Here is a 16,606-nt window from a genome sequence, read left to right on the forward strand (position 1 = left end):
CTATAGTCCGTCAGGTAAAAACCGTAGGGACGTTATCCAAAGCACGACTCGGGGTGTTTCGCATGTCTGAAGTCCAGGTCCTCGGCGGCTCGGTGGAGCGCGGCGACGAGATCCTGACGCCGGAAGCCCTCGCCTTCCTGGCGGGGCTCCACGACGCCTTCGCGGCGCGCCGGGACGAGCTGCTCGTGGCCCGCGGCAAGCGCCGCGAAGAGGCCCGCACGACCGGCCGGCTCGACTTCCTGCCGGAGACCAAGGAGATCCGCGAAGGCGACTGGAAGGTCGCCGAGGCGCCGCCGGCGTTGCGCGACCGCCGCGTGGAGATCACCGGTCCCACCGACCGCAAGATGACCATCAACGCCCTCAACTCCGGCGCCAAGGTGTGGCTCGCCGACTTCGAGGACGCCAACACGCCGCACTGGGCCAACGTCGTGTCCGGCCAGGTCAACCTGTCCGACGCCATCCGCGAGACGATCACGCTGGAGAGCGGCGGCAAGAGCTACGCGCTCAAGCCCGACGTCGAGCACGCCACCATCGTGGTCCGCCCGCGTGGCTGGCACCTCGACGAGCGCAACCTCACCTTCGGCGGCCGCCAGGGCGTCGGCGCGCTGGTCGACTTCGGCCTGTACTTCTTCCACAACGCGGCCGAGCTGCTCAAGCGCGGCAAGGGCCCGTACTTCTACCTGCCGAAGATGGAGAGCCACCTCGAGGCGCGGCTGTGGAACGACGTGTTCACCCACGCCGAGAAGGCCCTCGGCATCGAGCACGGCACCGTCCGCGCCACCGTGCTGATCGAGACGATCCCGGCCGCGTTCGAGATGGAGGAGATCCTCTACGAGCTGCGCGAGCACGCGTCGGGCCTCAACGCGGGCCGCTGGGACTACCTGTTCAGCGTGATCAAGTACTTCCGCGACGCCGGTGAGAAGTTCGTGCTGCCGGACCGCAACTCGGTGACCATGACCGCGCCGTTCATGCGTGCGTACACCGAGCTGCTCGTGCACACCTGCCACAGCCGCGGCGCGTTCGCGATCGGCGGCATGGCGGCGTTCATCCCGAGCAAGGACCCGAAGGTCAACGAGGGCGCGTTCGAGAAGGTCCACGCCGACAAGGCGCGCGAGGCGGCCGACGGCTTCGACGGTTCCTGGGTCGCGCACCCCGGCATGGTCGCCCTCTGCAAGGAGGAGTTCGACAAGGTCCTCGGCGACAAGCCGAACCAGCTCGACCGCACGCGCGACGAGGTCAGCGTCACGGCCGACCAGCTCCTCGACGTCGCCTCGACGCCGGGCAGCGCCACCGCGGCCGGCCTGCGCGCCGCCGTCGAGGTCGGCATCCGCTACATCGCCTCCTGGCTGAGCGGCAACGGCGCGGCGGCCATCCACAACCTCATGGAGGACGCGGCCACGGCCGAGATCTCCCGTTCGCAGGTGTGGCAGTGGGTCAAGAACGGCACCACGCTCGACACCGGCGACAAGGTCACCGCCGAGCTCGTGCGCGGCGTGCTGGCCGAGGTCCGCGGCGAGCTGTCGGCCGAGGTCAAGGAAGACGTGCTCACCCCGGCCGTCGAGCTGTTCGAGCAGGTCGCGCTGGCCGACGAGTTCCCGGACTTCCTCACGCTCCCGGCCTACGAGCACATCAAGTAATGGCGGACGGCCGGCTCACCGAGGACGTCTACACCGCCGCCGACGCACGCCTGGCCGAGGCCGACGCGCGCGTCGCGGCGCTGTACCCCGGTGAGCCGCCGGGCCGCCGGCCCGTGCACACCGTGTACGTGCCGGCGTCCCAGTACCGCACCCGCCTGGTCGCCGACTGGGGCAAGCAGGCCATGCGCGTGTTCGTCGAGCACGGCGACGTGCTGGGTCTTGACGCGGACGTCGCCGAGCGCGTGCGCATGAAGCTGCTCACCGAGCCCATCGAAGACCTGCGCATCGACTTCGAGGACGGCTACGGCCACCCGGGCGACGAGGCGGAGGACGCCGCCGCGCTGTCGGCCGGCCGTGTCCTGGCAACCACGGGTGGCACCCCGTTCGTGGGCATCCGCTTCAAAAGCTTCGAATCCGCCACCCGCCGCCGCGGCATCCGCACCCTGGACCTGTTCCTGAACGGTTTGCTCACCAACGGCGACCTCCCCGACGGCTTCGTCGTCACCCTGCCGAAGGTGACCGCCGTCGAACAGGTCTCTGTGGCCGCCGACGTCCTCGGCCAACTGGAGGCCGCCTACGGCCTGCCCGAAGGCACCCTGCGCTTCGAGGTCCAGATCGAGACCGCCCAGTCCATCCTCGCCCACGACGGCACCGTGTCGGTCGCCCGCATCATCCAGGCGGCCGACGGCCGCTGCTCCGGCCTGCACTACGGCACCTACGACTACAGCGCCGGCCTCGGCATCGGCGCCGCCTACCAGAGCATGGCCCACCCGGCCGCCGACTTCGCGAAGCACCTCATGCAGGTCGCCGCCGCCGGCACCGGCGTCCGCCTCTCCGACGGCTCCACCAACCGCCTCCCCCTCGGCGACGACCTCCCCGGCGCCTGGGCCGAACACCTGCGATTGGTGCGGCGCTCCCTGGAAAACGGCTTCTACCAGGGCTGGGACCTCCACCCGAACCAACTGCCGACCCGCTTCGCCGCCACCTACGCCTTCTACCGCGAAGGCTTCCCCACCGCCGCGAAGCGCCTCAGCGACTACGCGTCCCAATCCTCGACCGGCGTCCTCGACGAACCGGCCACCGCCGCCGCCCTCGCCCACTACCTCCTCGGCGGCCTCCACTGCGGCGCCCTGGACCCGGCCGAACTCCCCTTCGACGCCGCCACCCTCGACCGCTACACCCGCCGCCAAGCCTGACCACCCCACCCCAACGCGGCGTTGGTTGCGCCGAGCGCACCGAATGCCGCATTGGGTGCGTTGAGCGCACCGAACGCCACATTGGGCCGCTCTGGTCGCCACCCAACCGCCGGTCGCCTACCCAACTCACGACTTACCCGGGCCGCGCAAACCCCACGAACCGCCGCCCACCCACGCGACGGAACCTGCACCCAGCCCCGCCCCGGCACCCCGATCCGAAGCCTCTTTGCGGCCGGCGAGGCGTTGTCAAGGCACGCTTTCCCGCCTTGACAACGCCTCACCGGCCGTCAACACAATCCAGCTTCGGGGTGCACGCCTGACGCAACACGCCCTGCGAGGACCAAGAACCCCTCACACCCCACGCCACACCCCGCGAGGACCAACACCCCACCCAACACCCCGCGAGGACAACAACCCACCCCAGGTAGGCTCCCTGCCGTCTTTCTGGTGTGGGGTGGGAAAGGAAAACGCGACACCATGTCTCAACAATCGGCGACTCAACCGACACAACCCGAAACCCTCGAATTCCAATCCGAGGCCCGCCAGCTGCTCCAGCTGATGATCCACTCGATCTACTCGAACAAGGACATCTTCCTCCGCGAGCTCATCTCCAACGCCTCCGACGCACTGGACAAGCTCCGCCTCGAGACCTACCGCGACAAGGACCTCGAAGCCGACACCGCCGACCTCCACATCGAGCTGACCCTCGACAAGGACGCCCGCACCCTCACCGTCCGCGACAACGGCATCGGCATGTCCCGCGACGACGTGGTGAACCTCATCGGCACCATCGCCAAGTCGGGCACCGCCGAGTTCCTCCGCAAGCTCAAGGAATCCCAGGACGCGGCGGGCTCGCAGGACCTCATCGGCCAGTTCGGCGTCGGCTTCTACTCCAGCTTCATGGTCGCCGACAAGGTCACGCTCACGACCCGCAAAGCCGGTACCACCGACGGCGTCCGCTGGGAATCCGAAGGCGAGGGCACCTACACGATCGAACCGGTCGCCGACGCCCCGCAGGGCACCGCGGTCACGCTGCACCTCAAGCCGGCCGACGACGAGGACCACCTCTTCGACTACACGTCGGAGTGGAAGGTCCGCGAGATCGTCAAGCGCTACTCCGACTTCATCACCTGGCCCGTCCGGATGGCCAAGCAGCCCAGCCCCCTGGCCGCCGCCGAAGAAGCCACGGAAGAAGCCACCGACGAAGACGCGAAAGAGCCTGCCGCGCCGGAGTTCGAGACCGTCAACTCCCGCAAGGCCCTCTGGGCCCGCCCTTCGTCGGAAGTCTCCGACGAGGAGTACCAGGAGTTCTACAAGCACATCAGCCACGACTGGAACAACGCCCTCGAAACCGTCCGCATGCAAGCGGAAGGCACGTTCGAGTACCAGGCACTGCTCTTCATCCCGGCGCAGGCGCCGATGGACCTGTTCATGCGGGACGCGAAGCGCGGCGTGCAGCTGTACGTGAAGCGCGTGTTCATCATGGACGACTGCGAAGCGCTGATGCCGAACTACCTGCGCTTCATCAAGGGTGTCGTCGACGCGCAGGACCTCTCGCTGAACGTTTCGCGCGAGATCCTGCAGCAGGACCGCCAGATCCGTGCGATCCGGCGGCGGCTGGAGAAGAAGATCCTCTCCACGATCAAGACGATGATGACCGAGGACGCCGAGAAGTACGCGACGTTCTGGCGCGAGTTCGGCCGCGCGGTGAAGGAGGGTCTGCTCGACGACCCGGAGAACCGCCCGGCCATCCTGGAGATCTCGTCGTTCGCCTCCACGAACCACGCGGAGAAGCCGACCTCGCTGCGTGACTACGTCTCGCGGATGAAGGAAGGCCAGGAGCACATCTACTACCTCACCGGCGAGTCGCGCACGGTGATCGAGAACTCGCCGCACCTGGAAGCGTTCCGCGCCAAGGGCTACGAGGTCCTCATCCTCACCGACCCGGTCGACGAGATGTGGGTCGACGGCGTGGGCGGGTTCGAGGAGAAGTCGTTCCAGTCCGTGGCCAAGGGCGAGGTCGACCTCGGCGGCGAGGAGACGTCCGACGAGCAGAAGGCCGAGTACTCGGACCTGCTCAAGTGGATGTCGGCGACGCTCACCGACAGCGTCAAGGAGGTCCGCCTGTCCTCGCGGCTGACCACCTCGCCGTCGTGCATCGTCGGCGACTCGGGTGACATGACGCCGACGCTGGAGAAGATGTACCGCGCGATGGGCCAGGAGATGCCGCAGATCAAGCGGGTCCTGGAGCTCAACCCGGACCACGCGCTGGTCTCCGGGCTGCGCAAGGCGTTCGCGGAGAACCCGGCCGACGGTTCGCTGGCCGAGACGGCAGAGCTGCTGCACGGCATGGCGCTGCTGGCCGAGGGCGGCGAGCTGGCCGACCCGGGCCGGTTCCTGAAGCTGGTCGCCGACCGGGCCGCGAAGGCTCTCTGACCACGAGTCCGTGAAGGGCACCGGATTCCCGGAAGGTGCCCTTCACGGCGGTTCAGGACTCCGAGGTCAGGGCCAGGTAGACGTCGACCTGCGCGACGAAGTCCGTGAGGTCCACGCCGAGCAGCTCGGCGGCGCGGCCGATGCGGTAGCGCAGGGTGTTCACGTGGATGTGCAGGGTTTTCGCCGCGCGCGTGGGGGAGCCGGAGCACTCCAGGAACACGCGCACGGTGCGCACGAGGTCCGAATGCTGCTCGGCGTCGTAGTCGAGCAGCGGGCCGAGCAGGCGCCGGCGCAACGCGGCGCGCAGGTCGGTGGACGTGCCGGCGAGCAGCAGCTGGTGCACGCCGAGCGCGGCGGCGGGCACGACCACCACGTCACCTTCCCGCTCCGCGGCAAGGGAAAGCGCGTGACGCGCCACTTCGAACGCGCCGCGTGACTCCGCCGCGGGCACGGGATCGCTGACACCGGCGAGGATCCGCGTCGCGCGCAGCAGCGGTTCCACTGTGGACAGAGCGGTCACCGCGTCGCCGGCCCAGCCGGCGGGCCAGGAACCGTCGTCGGCGACGAGGGCGAGCGCCTCCGTGTGGTCGCGGCTGCCGGTCGGCGTGATCGCTTTCCCCGTGGTGGCCAGGAGTTCGGCGAGCACGTCGTCGGCTTCCGCGCTGTCTTCCGTGCGCAGCGCGACCGCGCGGACGTTGCCGCCGAGCGGCGCCGGCGACGGGCGCGATCGCGCGCGAGCCAGCCCGACGAGTCCGGCCAGCTCCTCGGCGAGCTCCGTCTGCGCGGTGCTCAGCGGTCCGTCCACGGCGAGCAGCCACGGCACCGCGTGGCGGCTCTCCACCGGCAGCACGGTGAGGCCGCCCGCCGCCGTGGGCCGGGCGCGGGCGGCGGCGAACTGGCGCACGGGCTCGGCCGCCGACACCGGCAGCGGTGCCGTGCCGGCCACCACGCGGGGCACGCCCGAGAGGACCCAGCACGCCGTGCCGAGCTCCTCGGCCGCGCGGGCCAGCAGGTCTTCCAGCGGCGCGTCCTCCGCGGCGGCGGTGAGCAAGCGTTTGCGCGCCCCGTCGGCGGCGGCCGCGAGCGCCAGCACCACGCGTTCGGTGACCACGGCGAACGACAGGTCCGGCGGCACTTCCAGCAGCGGGACGCCGTGGCGCGCGCAGGTGTCGATGACGTCTTCCGGGATGCCGCCGGCGTCCGCGCCCGACGCGGCCAACGCGGCGGCGCCCCCGGCTGCCAGCGCGGCGACGAACGGCTCCGCGTCACCCGGCGTGCGCCACCACAGCAGCCCGGACAGCACGAGCTCGCCCGCCGTCAGGTAGCGGCCCGGGTCGGGCAGCTCGGTCACGTAGATCCGCGTGACGGCGCGGTCGAGCAGGTCCTCGGCGGTGCTCGGGTGCGGGCGCAGGCCGGGCAGGCCCAGCAGGGTTCTCACGGTCGTCATCAGGCTTGTAGGAAAGCACAAACGGGTGGTCTTCCGCTGGGGCGGCTTTCATGGCGGGGCACCGTTGCCGCGCGGGCGGGTTCGGCGTGTACTGGGACATCAGGCCGAGGGGAGGAGCTCGAGCGTGGATTTCCTGCGACCTGCCGATCTGGGCGAGGCGCTGGCCGTGAAGGCCGAACGCCCCGACGCGGTGCCGATCGCCGGCGGCACGGACGTGATGGTGGAGCTGAACTTCGACCACCGCCGCCCGGCCGCGCTGCTCGATCTCACCGGTGTCGCTGAGCTGGCCGAGTGGTCCACTTCGGACGGGACTCTTCCGGAAAGCACCATCCGGCTCGGTGCGGCCGTGTCTTATTCGCGCGTGATCACCGAGCTGGGTGAACCTTTGCCCGCGTTGGCGATGGCGTCGCGCACGGTCGGTTCGCCGCAGATCCGCAACCGCGGCACGGTCGGTGGCAACCTCGGCGCCGCGTCACCGGCAGGCGACACGCACCCGGTGCTGCTCGCGCTCGGCGCGCGCGTCGAGGTCGCGTCCGTCCGGGGGACGCGGGTGCTGCCGGCGGAGGAGTTCTATCTCGGCGTGAAGCGCAACGCGCTGGAGCCCGACGAGCTGATCACCGCCGTCCACCTGCCCGCGCACGCGGGTCCCCAGCAGTTCGCGAAGGTCGGCACGCGAAACGCGATGGTGATCGCCGTCTGTTCCTTCGCGGTGAACCTGCGGCCTGCGAAGCGGGAGGTCGGCGCCTCGGTCGGGTCCGCCGCACCCACCCCGCGCCGGGCCCGCGCGGCCGAGGAATTCCTGGCCGCGGAGCTGCCGTGGGACGCGCCCACGGCGTTGGCCGACTCCTTGAAACGACGCTTCGGCGAGCTCGTGGCCGAGGCCGCCGCACCGATCGACGACGTCCGCGGCAGCGCGGACTACCGCAGACATGCCCTGGCCGTGCTCGCTCGGCGCACGCTGACCTGGGCCTGGGACGAACACCGGGGGAGTGAGCGCACGTGCGCGTGAACGTGACCGTCAACGGCGAGGCCCGCGAGGCCGACGACGTGTGGGAAGGCGAGAGCCTGCTCTACGTGCTGCGCGAGCGGCTCGGCCTGCCGGGTTCGAAAAACGCCTGTGAGCAGGGCGAATGCGGGTCCTGCACGGTGTACCTCGACGACGTGCCGGTGTGCTCGTGCCTCGTCGCGGCAGGTCAGGTCGAGGGCCGCTCGGTGCGCACCGTCGAAGGGCTGGCCGACGGCGACAAGCTGGACCCGGTGCAGCAGTCCTTCGTGGACAACGGCGCCGTGCAGTGCGGCTTCTGCACCCCCGGCCTCGTCGTCGCGGCCCACGACCTGCTCAACCGCGTGGCGGAGCCCAGCGACGAGGAGATCCGCGAGGCGCTGGCCGGGAACCTCTGCCGGTGCACGGGGTACGAGAAGATCCTCGACGCCGTGCGGGCCGCCGCTGTTGCGAAGAGTGGTGTCGCATGAGGACGGTCATCGAGAACGCCGCGATCGCCACGGTCAGCGGCCCCGAATACGGCTCGGGCTACGTGCTCTTGGACAACGGCGTGATCGCCGAAGTCGGCGAAGGCACGTTCACCGGCGATGCCGAGGAGCACGTGGACGCGTCCGGCTGCCTCGTCACGCCGGGCCTGGTCAACACCCACCACCACCTCTACCAGTGGGCCACGCGCGGGATGGCCGCCGACCACACGCTGTTCGAGTGGCTCGTCGCGCTCTACCCCGTGTGGGGCCGGCTCGACGCGGACATCACGCACGCCGCGGGCACCGCCGGGATGGCGCGACTCGCGCTCACCGGGTGCACGACCGTGGCCGACCACCACTACGTCTTCCCCCGCGACGGCGGCGACCAGGTCGAGGCGCTCGTCGCGGCCCGGCAGCGCGTCGGCCTGCGGCTGCACCTGGTCCGTGGCTCGATGGACCGCGGCGAGTCCGACGGTGGCCTGCCGCCGGACAACCTCGTGGAGGGCACCGACGCCGCACTGGTCGGCACGGAGGCGGTGATCGACCGGTTCCACGACTCGTCGCCCGACGCGCACCTGCGGATCGCGGTCGGCCCGTGCTCGCCGTTCTCCGTCACCGAACGGCTGATGACCGGCGCGGCCGACCTCGCGCGCCGCAAGGGCGTCCGGCTCCACACGCACCTCGCCGAGACGCTCGACGAGGAACGCCAGTGCCTGGCCGAGGTCGGCTGCACGCCCGCCGAGTACGCGGACAAGCTCGGCTGGCTGGCGAGCGACGTCTGGCTCGCGCACACCATCCACCTCTCGCCCGACGCGATCCGCCGCTTCGGCGCCACCGGCACGGGCTCGGCGCACTGCCCGACGTCCAACGGCCGCCTCGGCGCGGGCATCGCCCCCGTGCGCGACCTGCTGGACGCCGGCGCGCCCGTGGGCCTCGGGGTCGACGGCGCCGCGTCCAACGAGTCCGGCGGGCTCGGCGAGGAGCTGCACCAGGCGTTGCTGCAGGCTCGCCAACGCGGCGGGCCGACCGCGCTGACCACCCGGGAAGCGTTGTGGCTCGGCACGATGGGCGGCGCTCGCTGCCTCGGCCGCGACGCCGAGCTGGGCTCGGTCGAGGCCGGCAAGCTCGGCGACCTCGCCGTGTGGGACCTGTCGGGGCTCGAGTACGCGGGTATCACCGACCCGGTCGCCGCGCTCGTGCTGGGCGCGACCCCGCCGTTGGCGCGCCTGCTCGTGGGCGGCCGGACCGTCGTGGAGCACGGCACGCTGCGTGAGGAGGACGAGTCCGCGATCGCCCGCGACCTGGCCGCCGCGTGCGCCCGGCTGCGGGAGGACCGATGACGACGACCACCACCACGACTTCGTCAGCCACCGTCAACGGCGTCGGCGCCAACGCGCCGCGGCCCGACGGCACGGTGAAGGTGCGCGGCGAGTTCGCGTACTCGTCGGACCTGTGGCACGAGGACATGCTGTGGGGCGCGACCCTGCGCAGCCCCCACCCGTATGCGCGGATCACCGGGATCGATCTCACGGAAGCCCTTGCCGTGCAAGGGGTTTACGCGGTGCTGACCCACGAGGACGTGCCCGGCGTCAACCGCTACGGGCTGGAGCACGCCGACCAGCCGGTGCTCGCCGACGAGGTCGTGCGCTACGAGGGTGAGCCCGTGGCGCTCGTGGCCGCCGACCACCCGGAGACGGCGCGGCGGGCGATGAAGCGGATCAAGGTGACGTATGAGGAGCTGACGCCCGTCACCAGTTCCGAGGCGGCAGTGAACGGCGAGGGCCTTTCGCTGCACCCCGACGGCAACGTGGTGCGCCACGTGCGCATCCGGCGTGGTTCCGAGGATGTCCGGGCCGACGTCGTGGTGTCCGGCGTGTACGAGGTCGGCATGCAGGACCAGGCCTTCCTCGGCCCGGAGTCGGGGCTCGCGGTACCCGACACGGTCGGCGGCGTGGACCTGTACGTCGCGACGCAGTGGCTGCACGTGGACCAGCAGCAGATCGTCGCGGCGCTCGGGCTGCCGGTCGAGCAGGTGCGGCTGACGCTCGGCGGTGTCGGCGGCGCGTTCGGCGGCCGCGAGGACCTGTCGATGCAGGTGCACGCGTGCCTGCTCGCGTTGCACACCGGCAAGCCGGTGAAGATGGTCTACAACCGCGAAGAATCGTTCTACGGCCACGTGCACCGCCATCCGGCGAAGATGTACTACGAGCACGGCGCCACCTCCGACGGCCGGCTCGTGTACGTCCGCGCGCGCCTTTTCCTCGACGGCGGCGCGTACGCGTCGTCCACCGGCGCGGTGGTGGCCAACGCGGCGACGCTGGGCGTCGGACCGTACACAGTGGACAATGTGGCGGTCGACTGCTGGGGCGCCTACACGAACAACCCGCCGTGCGGCGCGATGCGGGGCTTCGGCGCGGTGCAGGCGGCGTTCGGGTACGAGTCGCAGATGGACAAGCTGGCCGCCGCGTGTGGCCTCGACCCGGTCGAGCTGCGCATCCGCAACGCGATGACCGAGGGCGCCGTGATGCCGACGGGCCAGGTCGTGGACTCGGCCGCGCCCGTCGCCGAGTTGCTGGAACGGCTGCGGGCTCGGCCGCTGCCCGCGTCGCGCTCGTTCGACCTGCGCCACCTGCCCGGCGGCGTCTCCAACACCACGCACGGCGAGGGCGTGGTGCGTGGCGTCGGGTATGCCGTGGGGATCAAGAACGTGTGTTTCTCCGAGGGCTTCGACGACTACTCCACCGCGCGCGTGCGCCTGGAGCTCGTCGGTGGCGAACCCGCGGCCACCGTGCACACCGCGGCGTGCGAGGTCGGGCAGGGGCTCGTGACGATCATGCAGCAGATCGTGCGCACCGAGCTCGGCGTGGAGCAGGTGACCGTGCTGCCCATGGACACCTCCATCGGCAACGGCGGGTCGACCTCGGCGTCCCGCCAGAGCTACGTGACCGGCGGCGCCGTGCAGGCCGCGTCCGCCGCCGTGCGCGCCCGCGTCCTGGCCTCCGCCGGCCTGCCTTCCGGCACCCGCGTGGCCGGCGGCAAGCTCGTCTCCACCGACGGCGTGGTGCTGGCGGATCTCGCCGCCGTGCTGGGCACCTCGGCGTTCGACGAAACGGTCGAATGGCGCCACCGCCCCACGTATCCACTCGACCCGGTCACCGGCCAGGGGACCGCCCACGTGCAGTACGGTTTCGCCGCCCACCGCGCCGTCGTCGACGTGGACGTGGAGCTGGGCCTGGTGAAGGTCGTCGCCCTCGACTGCGCCCAGGACGTCGGCCGCGCGCTGAACCCGCAGGCCGTCCTCGGCCAGATCCAGGGCGGCTCCGCCCAGGGCCTCGGCCTCGCCGTCATGGAGGAAATCCAGGTCGACGGCGGCCGCGTCCGCAACCCCTCCTTCACCGACTACCTCATCCCCACCGTCCTCGACATGCCCCCGATGTCCATCGACATCCTCGAACGCCCCGACCCCCACGCCCCCTACGGCCTCCGCGGCGTCGGCGAACCCCCCACCATCTCCTCCACCCCGGCCATCGTCTCCGCCATCCGCGCCGCGACGGGCCTGGCACTGACCCGGGTGCCGGTCCGCCCGGAACACCTGACGGGGACGTAGGGCCCGGCGGGGAAATCGCTGGTGCAGGCTTGCCGGCGGGTCAAGAATGACCCGGTGACGGACATGATCTGCCACGTCCCGCGGCACGGCGTGGTCGCGGTTGGCAACGGGCGGGACTTCGCGGCGCACGCCCTGTCGACGTGGACTCGCACGTCCGTCGCGGCGGGCGCGCTTGCGACCGGGAGCGTACGGGCCCACGTCGAAGTGCTGCGCCGCATCAGCGGCAACCCCGGGCGCGCGTTCCTCGGCGGCAGGCTCACCGCCGGCGACGGCGCGCTCACCCGGATCGACGTGGGTGTCTCGGCTTTCGACGCGGGCGGCTGCGAGGACGCACCGACCTTTCCGGGTGCGCTGTGGTCGTCCCCGCTCATCGTGGGACTGCCCACCGAATTCGCCGCGGCCGTGGTCGCGGGGTTGACCGCCGGCTCGCCGTTGCCGCCGGGCTTGCTGACCGTGGACCAGGCGGCGTTCGATTTCATGTGTCCCTCGGAACCGATGTTCGAACGGGCCGCAGCGGTACTGGGGGCTGCGATCGCCGGTTTCGAGCCTGAGAAAGCGGTCCGTGTCGTGGTGTCCGGTTGGTGAATGGCGGGCTGGCGGACGCCACAGCACCGTGGTTGAGTCGACGCGGAACGTCCGATGTGGATCAGACGGGGAGCGCACATGCCGGATCGCGGACACGACCGCCTTTTCGACCCGCTCACCACAAAAGGCACGGCCTTCACCCACGACGAGCGGCGGGAGCTCGGCCTGCTGGGGCTGTTGCCCGACGCCGAGAAGACGATCGGCGAGCAGGTGGCGCACACCTACGCCGAGTTCGCGCGTCAGCCGGCGGACCTGGCCAAGCACGTGTTCCTGCGCGGCCTCCAGGACCGCAATGAAACGTTGTTCTACCGGCTGCTGGCCGAGCACCTCGAGGAGACGCTCCCGATCGTCTACACGCCCACCGTCGGCGAGGCGTGCCAGCGGTTCAGCGAGATCTACCGGCGCCCGCGCGGGCTGTATGTGGCCTATCCCGACCGCGAGCACCTCAGGGAAGTGCTGAGGAACCGGCCGCGGCGGGAGGTCGACGTCATCGTGGTCACCGACGGCCAGCGCATCCTCGGACTGGGCGACCAGGGCATCGGCGGCATGGGCATCCCCATCGGGAAGTTGTCGCTGTACACACTGATCGGCGGCATCGACCCGGCGCGCACGTTGCCGATCTTGCTCGACGTGGGCACCGACAACGTCGAGCGCCTCGAAGACCCGCAGTACCTCGGCTGGCGCCACCGGCGCATCGGCGACGACGAGTACTACGCGTTCGTGGACGACTTCGTCACGGCGGTGCGCGAAGAGCTGCCCGAGGTGCTGCTGCAGTGGGAGGACTTCGCCACCGCGCACGCCGAGCCGATCCTCGACCGCTACCGCGACCGCCTGCTCACCTTCAACGACGACATCCAGGGCACGGCCGCCGTCGCGGTCGGCGCGCTGCACGGCGCGGCGAAGGTGGCCGGGCGGCCGCTTTCCCAGCAGCAGGTGGTGATGCTCGGCGCGGGCTCGGCCGGCATCGGCGTGCTGGAGATGATCCGCCAGGAGATGGTCGCCCAGGGCCTGTCCGACGCCGAGGCGGCCGGGCGCATCTGGGTCGTCGACATCGCGGGCCTGCTCACCGACGACCGCACCGACCTGTCGGAAAGCCAGCGCCGATTCGCCCAGCCGGCCGCCAAAACCCAGGGCTGGACCGGCACCGGGCTGGCCGACGTCGTGCACAACGTCGACGTCGGCGTGCTGCTCGGCCTCTCGACGGCGGCGGGCGCGTTCACCGAGGAAATCGTGCGTGAGCTGGCCGCCAAGACCGACCGGCCGATCATCTTCCCGCTCTCCAACCCCACCAGCCGCGCCGAGGCGCATCCACGTGAGCTGGACTTCTGGACCGGCGGCCGCGCCCTCGTCGCCACCGGCTCGCCGTTCGGGCCGGTGGAGCGCGACGGCAAGCAGCACCGCGTCGCGCAGTGCAACAACGTCTACATCTTCCCGGCCATCGGCCTGGCCGTCACGGCGTCCGGCGCCACCCGCGTGACCGACGCGATGATGCGCGTCGCCGCCAAGACGCTCGGCGAAGCGTCCCCCGCCCTCGCCGACCCGGACGAACCACTGCTGCCGTCCTGGGACGACGTGCCGGAAGTGGCCACGCGGATCGCCATCGCCGTCGCCGAGCAGGCGATCAAGGACGGCGTCGCCCCGGAAAACGACCACCTCGCCGAAACGGTCCGCCAAGCCCGCTGGACGCCCGACTACCGCTAGCGCGCCGGGGGGAGAGGGCCCGACAGCCCTGCGCCCTTGAGGTGTCCTTCATAGATGGCAGCGGGATTCCCGGCCTGTCCTCGCTGGAGTCGGTGCCAACAGGTGTTCTCGGCTCGCGTCGGATCGTTGCCGCCGCGCAGCCAGGAGCTCCCCGGCGCCTGGGTTCTGCGATCGAGCGCGGCACCGTCGGAAGCCTGATCGCGGACCGAGGTAGGCTCTTTCGTGTAAATCTTTGTATTTCCTGAAATTTGCGTATCCTGGGAAATACGGCAGTGAGCAGTGAAAGCCCCCATGTCCTCCGTTTGACCTTCGACCTCCACGTGCCCGCTGGGCTGCGGCGCAACATCCACTGGAGCAAGGTTGAGTCGGCGATTGCCCACTTCACCACGGTGATCCAAGGAACCGCTGCCCGCGTGTTTCCGTGGGCTACCAAGTTGCAGGTCACCAGCGAGTGGATCTACCTGTGGCATCACGGAGAGGATGAGGTCGACCTGGCCTCGACGGAACTCAACGCCGGCCCTTACAAGGACGAGTCGAGCGAGAGCTGACCGCGGGCTCGCCGAAACGGTCCGCCAAGCCCGCTGGACGCCCGACTACCGCTAGCGCTTCTTCCCGTCGTGGTCCAGTTCTGCCAGCAGGCGCCGGGCCACGTCCACCACCGCCGCGCCTGCCACCGCCATGGGCTCCGGCGAACGCATCGAGCGCGCCAGTACGAACGCGCCCTCCAGGCTGGTGATGAGTGCGATCGTCAGCACCCGCGCCTGCTCGGCCGGCAGGCCGAAGGCGGCGAACTTCTCCGTGCCCGCGTCGATCCACGCCGTGAAGACGTCGGCCGTCGCCTGGCGCAGGGGTTCGCTCGTCGTCGCGACTTCCAGGGCCACCGTGGCGATCGGGCAGCCCTCGACGTAGTCGGTGTCCAGCAGCGTCGTCACGCCGGCGGCGAAGAACGCCTCGATGCCGCTCACGACATCGGGCGCCGGGGCGATGAAGAGGTCGTACAGCTGCGCGTACTCCATGCCCGACGTGCGGATGACCTCTTCGGCGAGCTGTTCCTTGCCGCCGGGGAAGAAGTGGTAGAGCGAGCCGAAGGGCGCGCCGGCCTTCTCAACGATCTGCTTCACGCCCGTGCCGGTGTAGCCGCCGCGGCGGAAGAGCTCCGCGCCTGCGGCCAGGATGCGGTCCTTCGTGCCTGTCACGGCACCGAGGATAGCTCCGGGGCGGTAGAGCGTTCTATCAACCGCTCGCCGAAGACCAGGTTCAGCACCACGGCCGTGAGGCAGCCCGTGCTGATGCCGGAGTTCAGCACCACCTGCAGCGCCGCCGGGAAGCCCGAGTAGAAACCCGGCACCGCGATGGGAATCAGGCCCACGCCCAGCGACGCGGCGACGATCGCGACGTTGCCGGGATGCTCGAACGACGCCTTCGCCAGCGTCCGCACACCGCTCACCGCGACACTGCCGAACAGCACCAGCCCGGCCCCGCCGAGCACCGGTTGCGGCACGAGCGCGACGATCCCGCCGGTCACCGGGAGCGCGCCGAGCACCACCAGCACCACGCCACTGGCCGCGACCACGTACCGGCTGACCATCCGCGTCAGCGACACGAGCCCGATGTTCTGCGCGAACGCCGTGCACGCGAACCCGCCGAACACGGTGCTCACGGCGGTGGCCAGCCCGTCGGCGCGCAGTCCGTCGGCCAGCGTCCGGCTCGTGGTCGGCCGCCCGACGATCTCGCCGAGCGCCAGCAGGTCGGCCGTGCTCTCGGCCATCACCACGAGCATCACGATGAGCATCGACACGATCGCCGCGATGTCGAACACCGGCGCGCCGAAGTGAAACGGCGTGGCGATGCCGAACACCGGCGCCTGCTTCAAAGTCGACGTGTCGACTTCACCCAGCGGCCACGCCACCAGCGTCCCGGCGACCAGGCCCAGCAACAGTGCGATCCGGCTCCAGAAACCCTTGAGGAACCGCGTGAACACCAGCACCGCGACCAGCGTGACGCCCGCCAGCAGCAGCCCGCTCGGCCGCGCGGCCGGCTGCTGCGCCGAAATCCACTGCACGGCCACTGGCAACAGCGAGACGCCGATGAGCGTGATCACGGTCCCCGTCACGACCGGCGGGAAGAACCGGGTGAGCTTCGAGAAGAACGGCGCGGCCAGCACCACGAACACGCCGCCGACGAGCGTCGCGCCGTAGACGACACCCAGCGCGTTGCCGGCGTGCTGCTGAGCGATCGACAGGATCGGCGCGACGGACGCGAACGTGACGCCGTTGACCAGCGGCAGTCGCGCGCCGAAGCGCCACACGCCGAGCGTCTGCAGCAGGGTGGCGAGGCCGGCGGTGAAGAGGGACGCGCTGATGAGCAGGCTCAGCTGGCCGGGCGAGAGCCCGACGGCCGCGCCGATCACCAGCGGTGGAGCCACCACGCCGGCGTACATCGCCGCGACGTGCTGGATTCCGCCGAGCACGAGCTGTGGCCACTTCGGGCCCACATCGACGGGATGACGGGAAGGTCGTTCTGACAT

Annotated in this window: 13 protein-coding genes; 10 read left to right on the top strand and 3 right to left on the bottom strand. The window is 70.7% G+C overall.

The window, feature by feature from the left end:
* The first annotated feature begins 62 nt into the window (after nt 1-62).
* The 3 genes from aceB (at nt 63) to htpG (ending at nt 5,269) form a co-directional block, all read left to right on the top strand.
* A complete protein-coding gene (gene aceB, locus ACQPXB_RS10710) occupies nt 63-1,637 on the top strand; it encodes a malate synthase A (RefSeq protein ID WP_386948212.1) in 1,575 nt (524 codons plus the stop codon).
* Entirely contained in the window at nt 1,637-2,833 is a 1,197-nt protein-coding gene (locus ACQPXB_RS10715; RefSeq protein WP_432851185.1) for a DUF6986 family protein, read from the top strand. Before aceB ends, ACQPXB_RS10715 begins: the two co-directional genes overlap by 1 nt.
* Before the next feature lie 477 nt (nt 2,834-3,310).
* On the top strand, nt 3,311-5,269 hold the full coding sequence (gene htpG, locus ACQPXB_RS10720) for a molecular chaperone HtpG (RefSeq protein WP_432851186.1): 1,959 nt from the start codon (nt 3,311-3,313) through the stop codon (nt 5,267-5,269).
* Between the two features lie 52 nt (nt 5,270-5,321).
* Here htpG and ACQPXB_RS10725 read toward each other — a convergent pair whose 3' ends face one another.
* Nucleotides 5,322-6,716 (bottom strand): PucR family transcriptional regulator ligand-binding domain-containing protein, encoded by a 1,395-nt coding sequence (locus ACQPXB_RS10725; protein WP_432851187.1) that lies wholly within the window; start codon nt 6,714-6,716, stop codon nt 5,322-5,324.
* A 124-nt stretch (nt 6,717-6,840) separates the two neighbouring features.
* On the opposite strand from ACQPXB_RS10725, the gene ACQPXB_RS10730 reads away from it, so the two are divergent.
* From ACQPXB_RS10730 to ACQPXB_RS10760, 7 genes are all read left to right on the top strand, one after another.
* A complete protein-coding gene (locus ACQPXB_RS10730; RefSeq protein WP_432851188.1) occupies nt 6,841-7,725 on the top strand; it encodes an FAD binding domain-containing protein in 885 nt (294 codons plus the stop codon).
* Nucleotides 7,716-8,189, top strand: a complete 474-nt coding sequence (locus tag ACQPXB_RS10735; RefSeq protein ID WP_432851189.1) for a (2Fe-2S)-binding protein — start codon at nt 7,716-7,718, stop codon at nt 8,187-8,189. The genes ACQPXB_RS10730 and ACQPXB_RS10735 overlap by 10 nt, the downstream gene beginning before the upstream one ends.
* A complete protein-coding gene (locus ACQPXB_RS10740; protein ID WP_432851190.1) occupies nt 8,186-9,526 on the top strand; it encodes an 8-oxoguanine deaminase in 1,341 nt (446 codons plus the stop codon). The genes ACQPXB_RS10735 and ACQPXB_RS10740 overlap by 4 nt, the downstream gene beginning before the upstream one ends.
* Nucleotides 9,523-11,793 carry a xanthine dehydrogenase subunit D gene (gene pucD, locus ACQPXB_RS10745; protein ID WP_432851191.1) on the top strand — a complete coding sequence of 757 codons (2,271 nt, stop codon included), beginning with the start codon at nt 9,523-9,525 and terminating at the stop codon, nt 11,791-11,793. The genes ACQPXB_RS10740 and pucD overlap by 4 nt, the downstream gene beginning before the upstream one ends.
* Nucleotides 11,794-11,847: 54 nt before the next feature.
* The gene (locus ACQPXB_RS10750) at nt 11,848-12,378 is read left to right on the top strand and encodes a hypothetical protein (protein ID WP_432851192.1); all 531 of its coding nucleotides are present in this window, start codon (nt 11,848-11,850) and stop codon (nt 12,376-12,378) included.
* A gap of 78 nt (nt 12,379-12,456) precedes the next feature.
* Complete coding sequence (locus ACQPXB_RS10755) at nt 12,457-14,079, top strand: NAD-dependent malic enzyme (protein WP_432851194.1); 1,623 nt, start codon at nt 12,457-12,459, stop codon at nt 14,077-14,079.
* Nucleotides 14,080-14,351: 272 nt separating this feature from the next.
* Nucleotides 14,352-14,627 (top strand): hypothetical protein, encoded by a 276-nt coding sequence (locus tag ACQPXB_RS10760; RefSeq protein ID WP_432851195.1) that lies wholly within the window; start codon nt 14,352-14,354, stop codon nt 14,625-14,627.
* 51 nt (nt 14,628-14,678) lie between these two features.
* Here the strand turns inward: ACQPXB_RS10760 and ACQPXB_RS10765 are convergent, their stop codons facing one another.
* Together ACQPXB_RS10765 and ACQPXB_RS10770 are read right to left on the bottom strand one after the other, a co-directional pair.
* Complete coding sequence (locus tag ACQPXB_RS10765) at nt 14,679-15,275, bottom strand: TetR/AcrR family transcriptional regulator (protein ID WP_366580859.1); 597 nt, start codon at nt 15,273-15,275, stop codon at nt 14,679-14,681.
* The gene (locus ACQPXB_RS10770; protein ID WP_432851197.1) at nt 15,272-16,606 is read right to left on the bottom strand and encodes a nucleobase:cation symporter-2 family protein; all 1,335 of its coding nucleotides are present in this window, start codon (nt 16,604-16,606) and stop codon (nt 15,272-15,274) included. The genes ACQPXB_RS10765 and ACQPXB_RS10770 overlap by 4 nt, the downstream gene beginning before the upstream one ends.

The organism is Amycolatopsis sp. CA-161197, assembly GCF_050942255.1.
Classification (GTDB): Bacteria; Actinomycetota; Actinomycetes; order Mycobacteriales; family Pseudonocardiaceae; genus Amycolatopsis.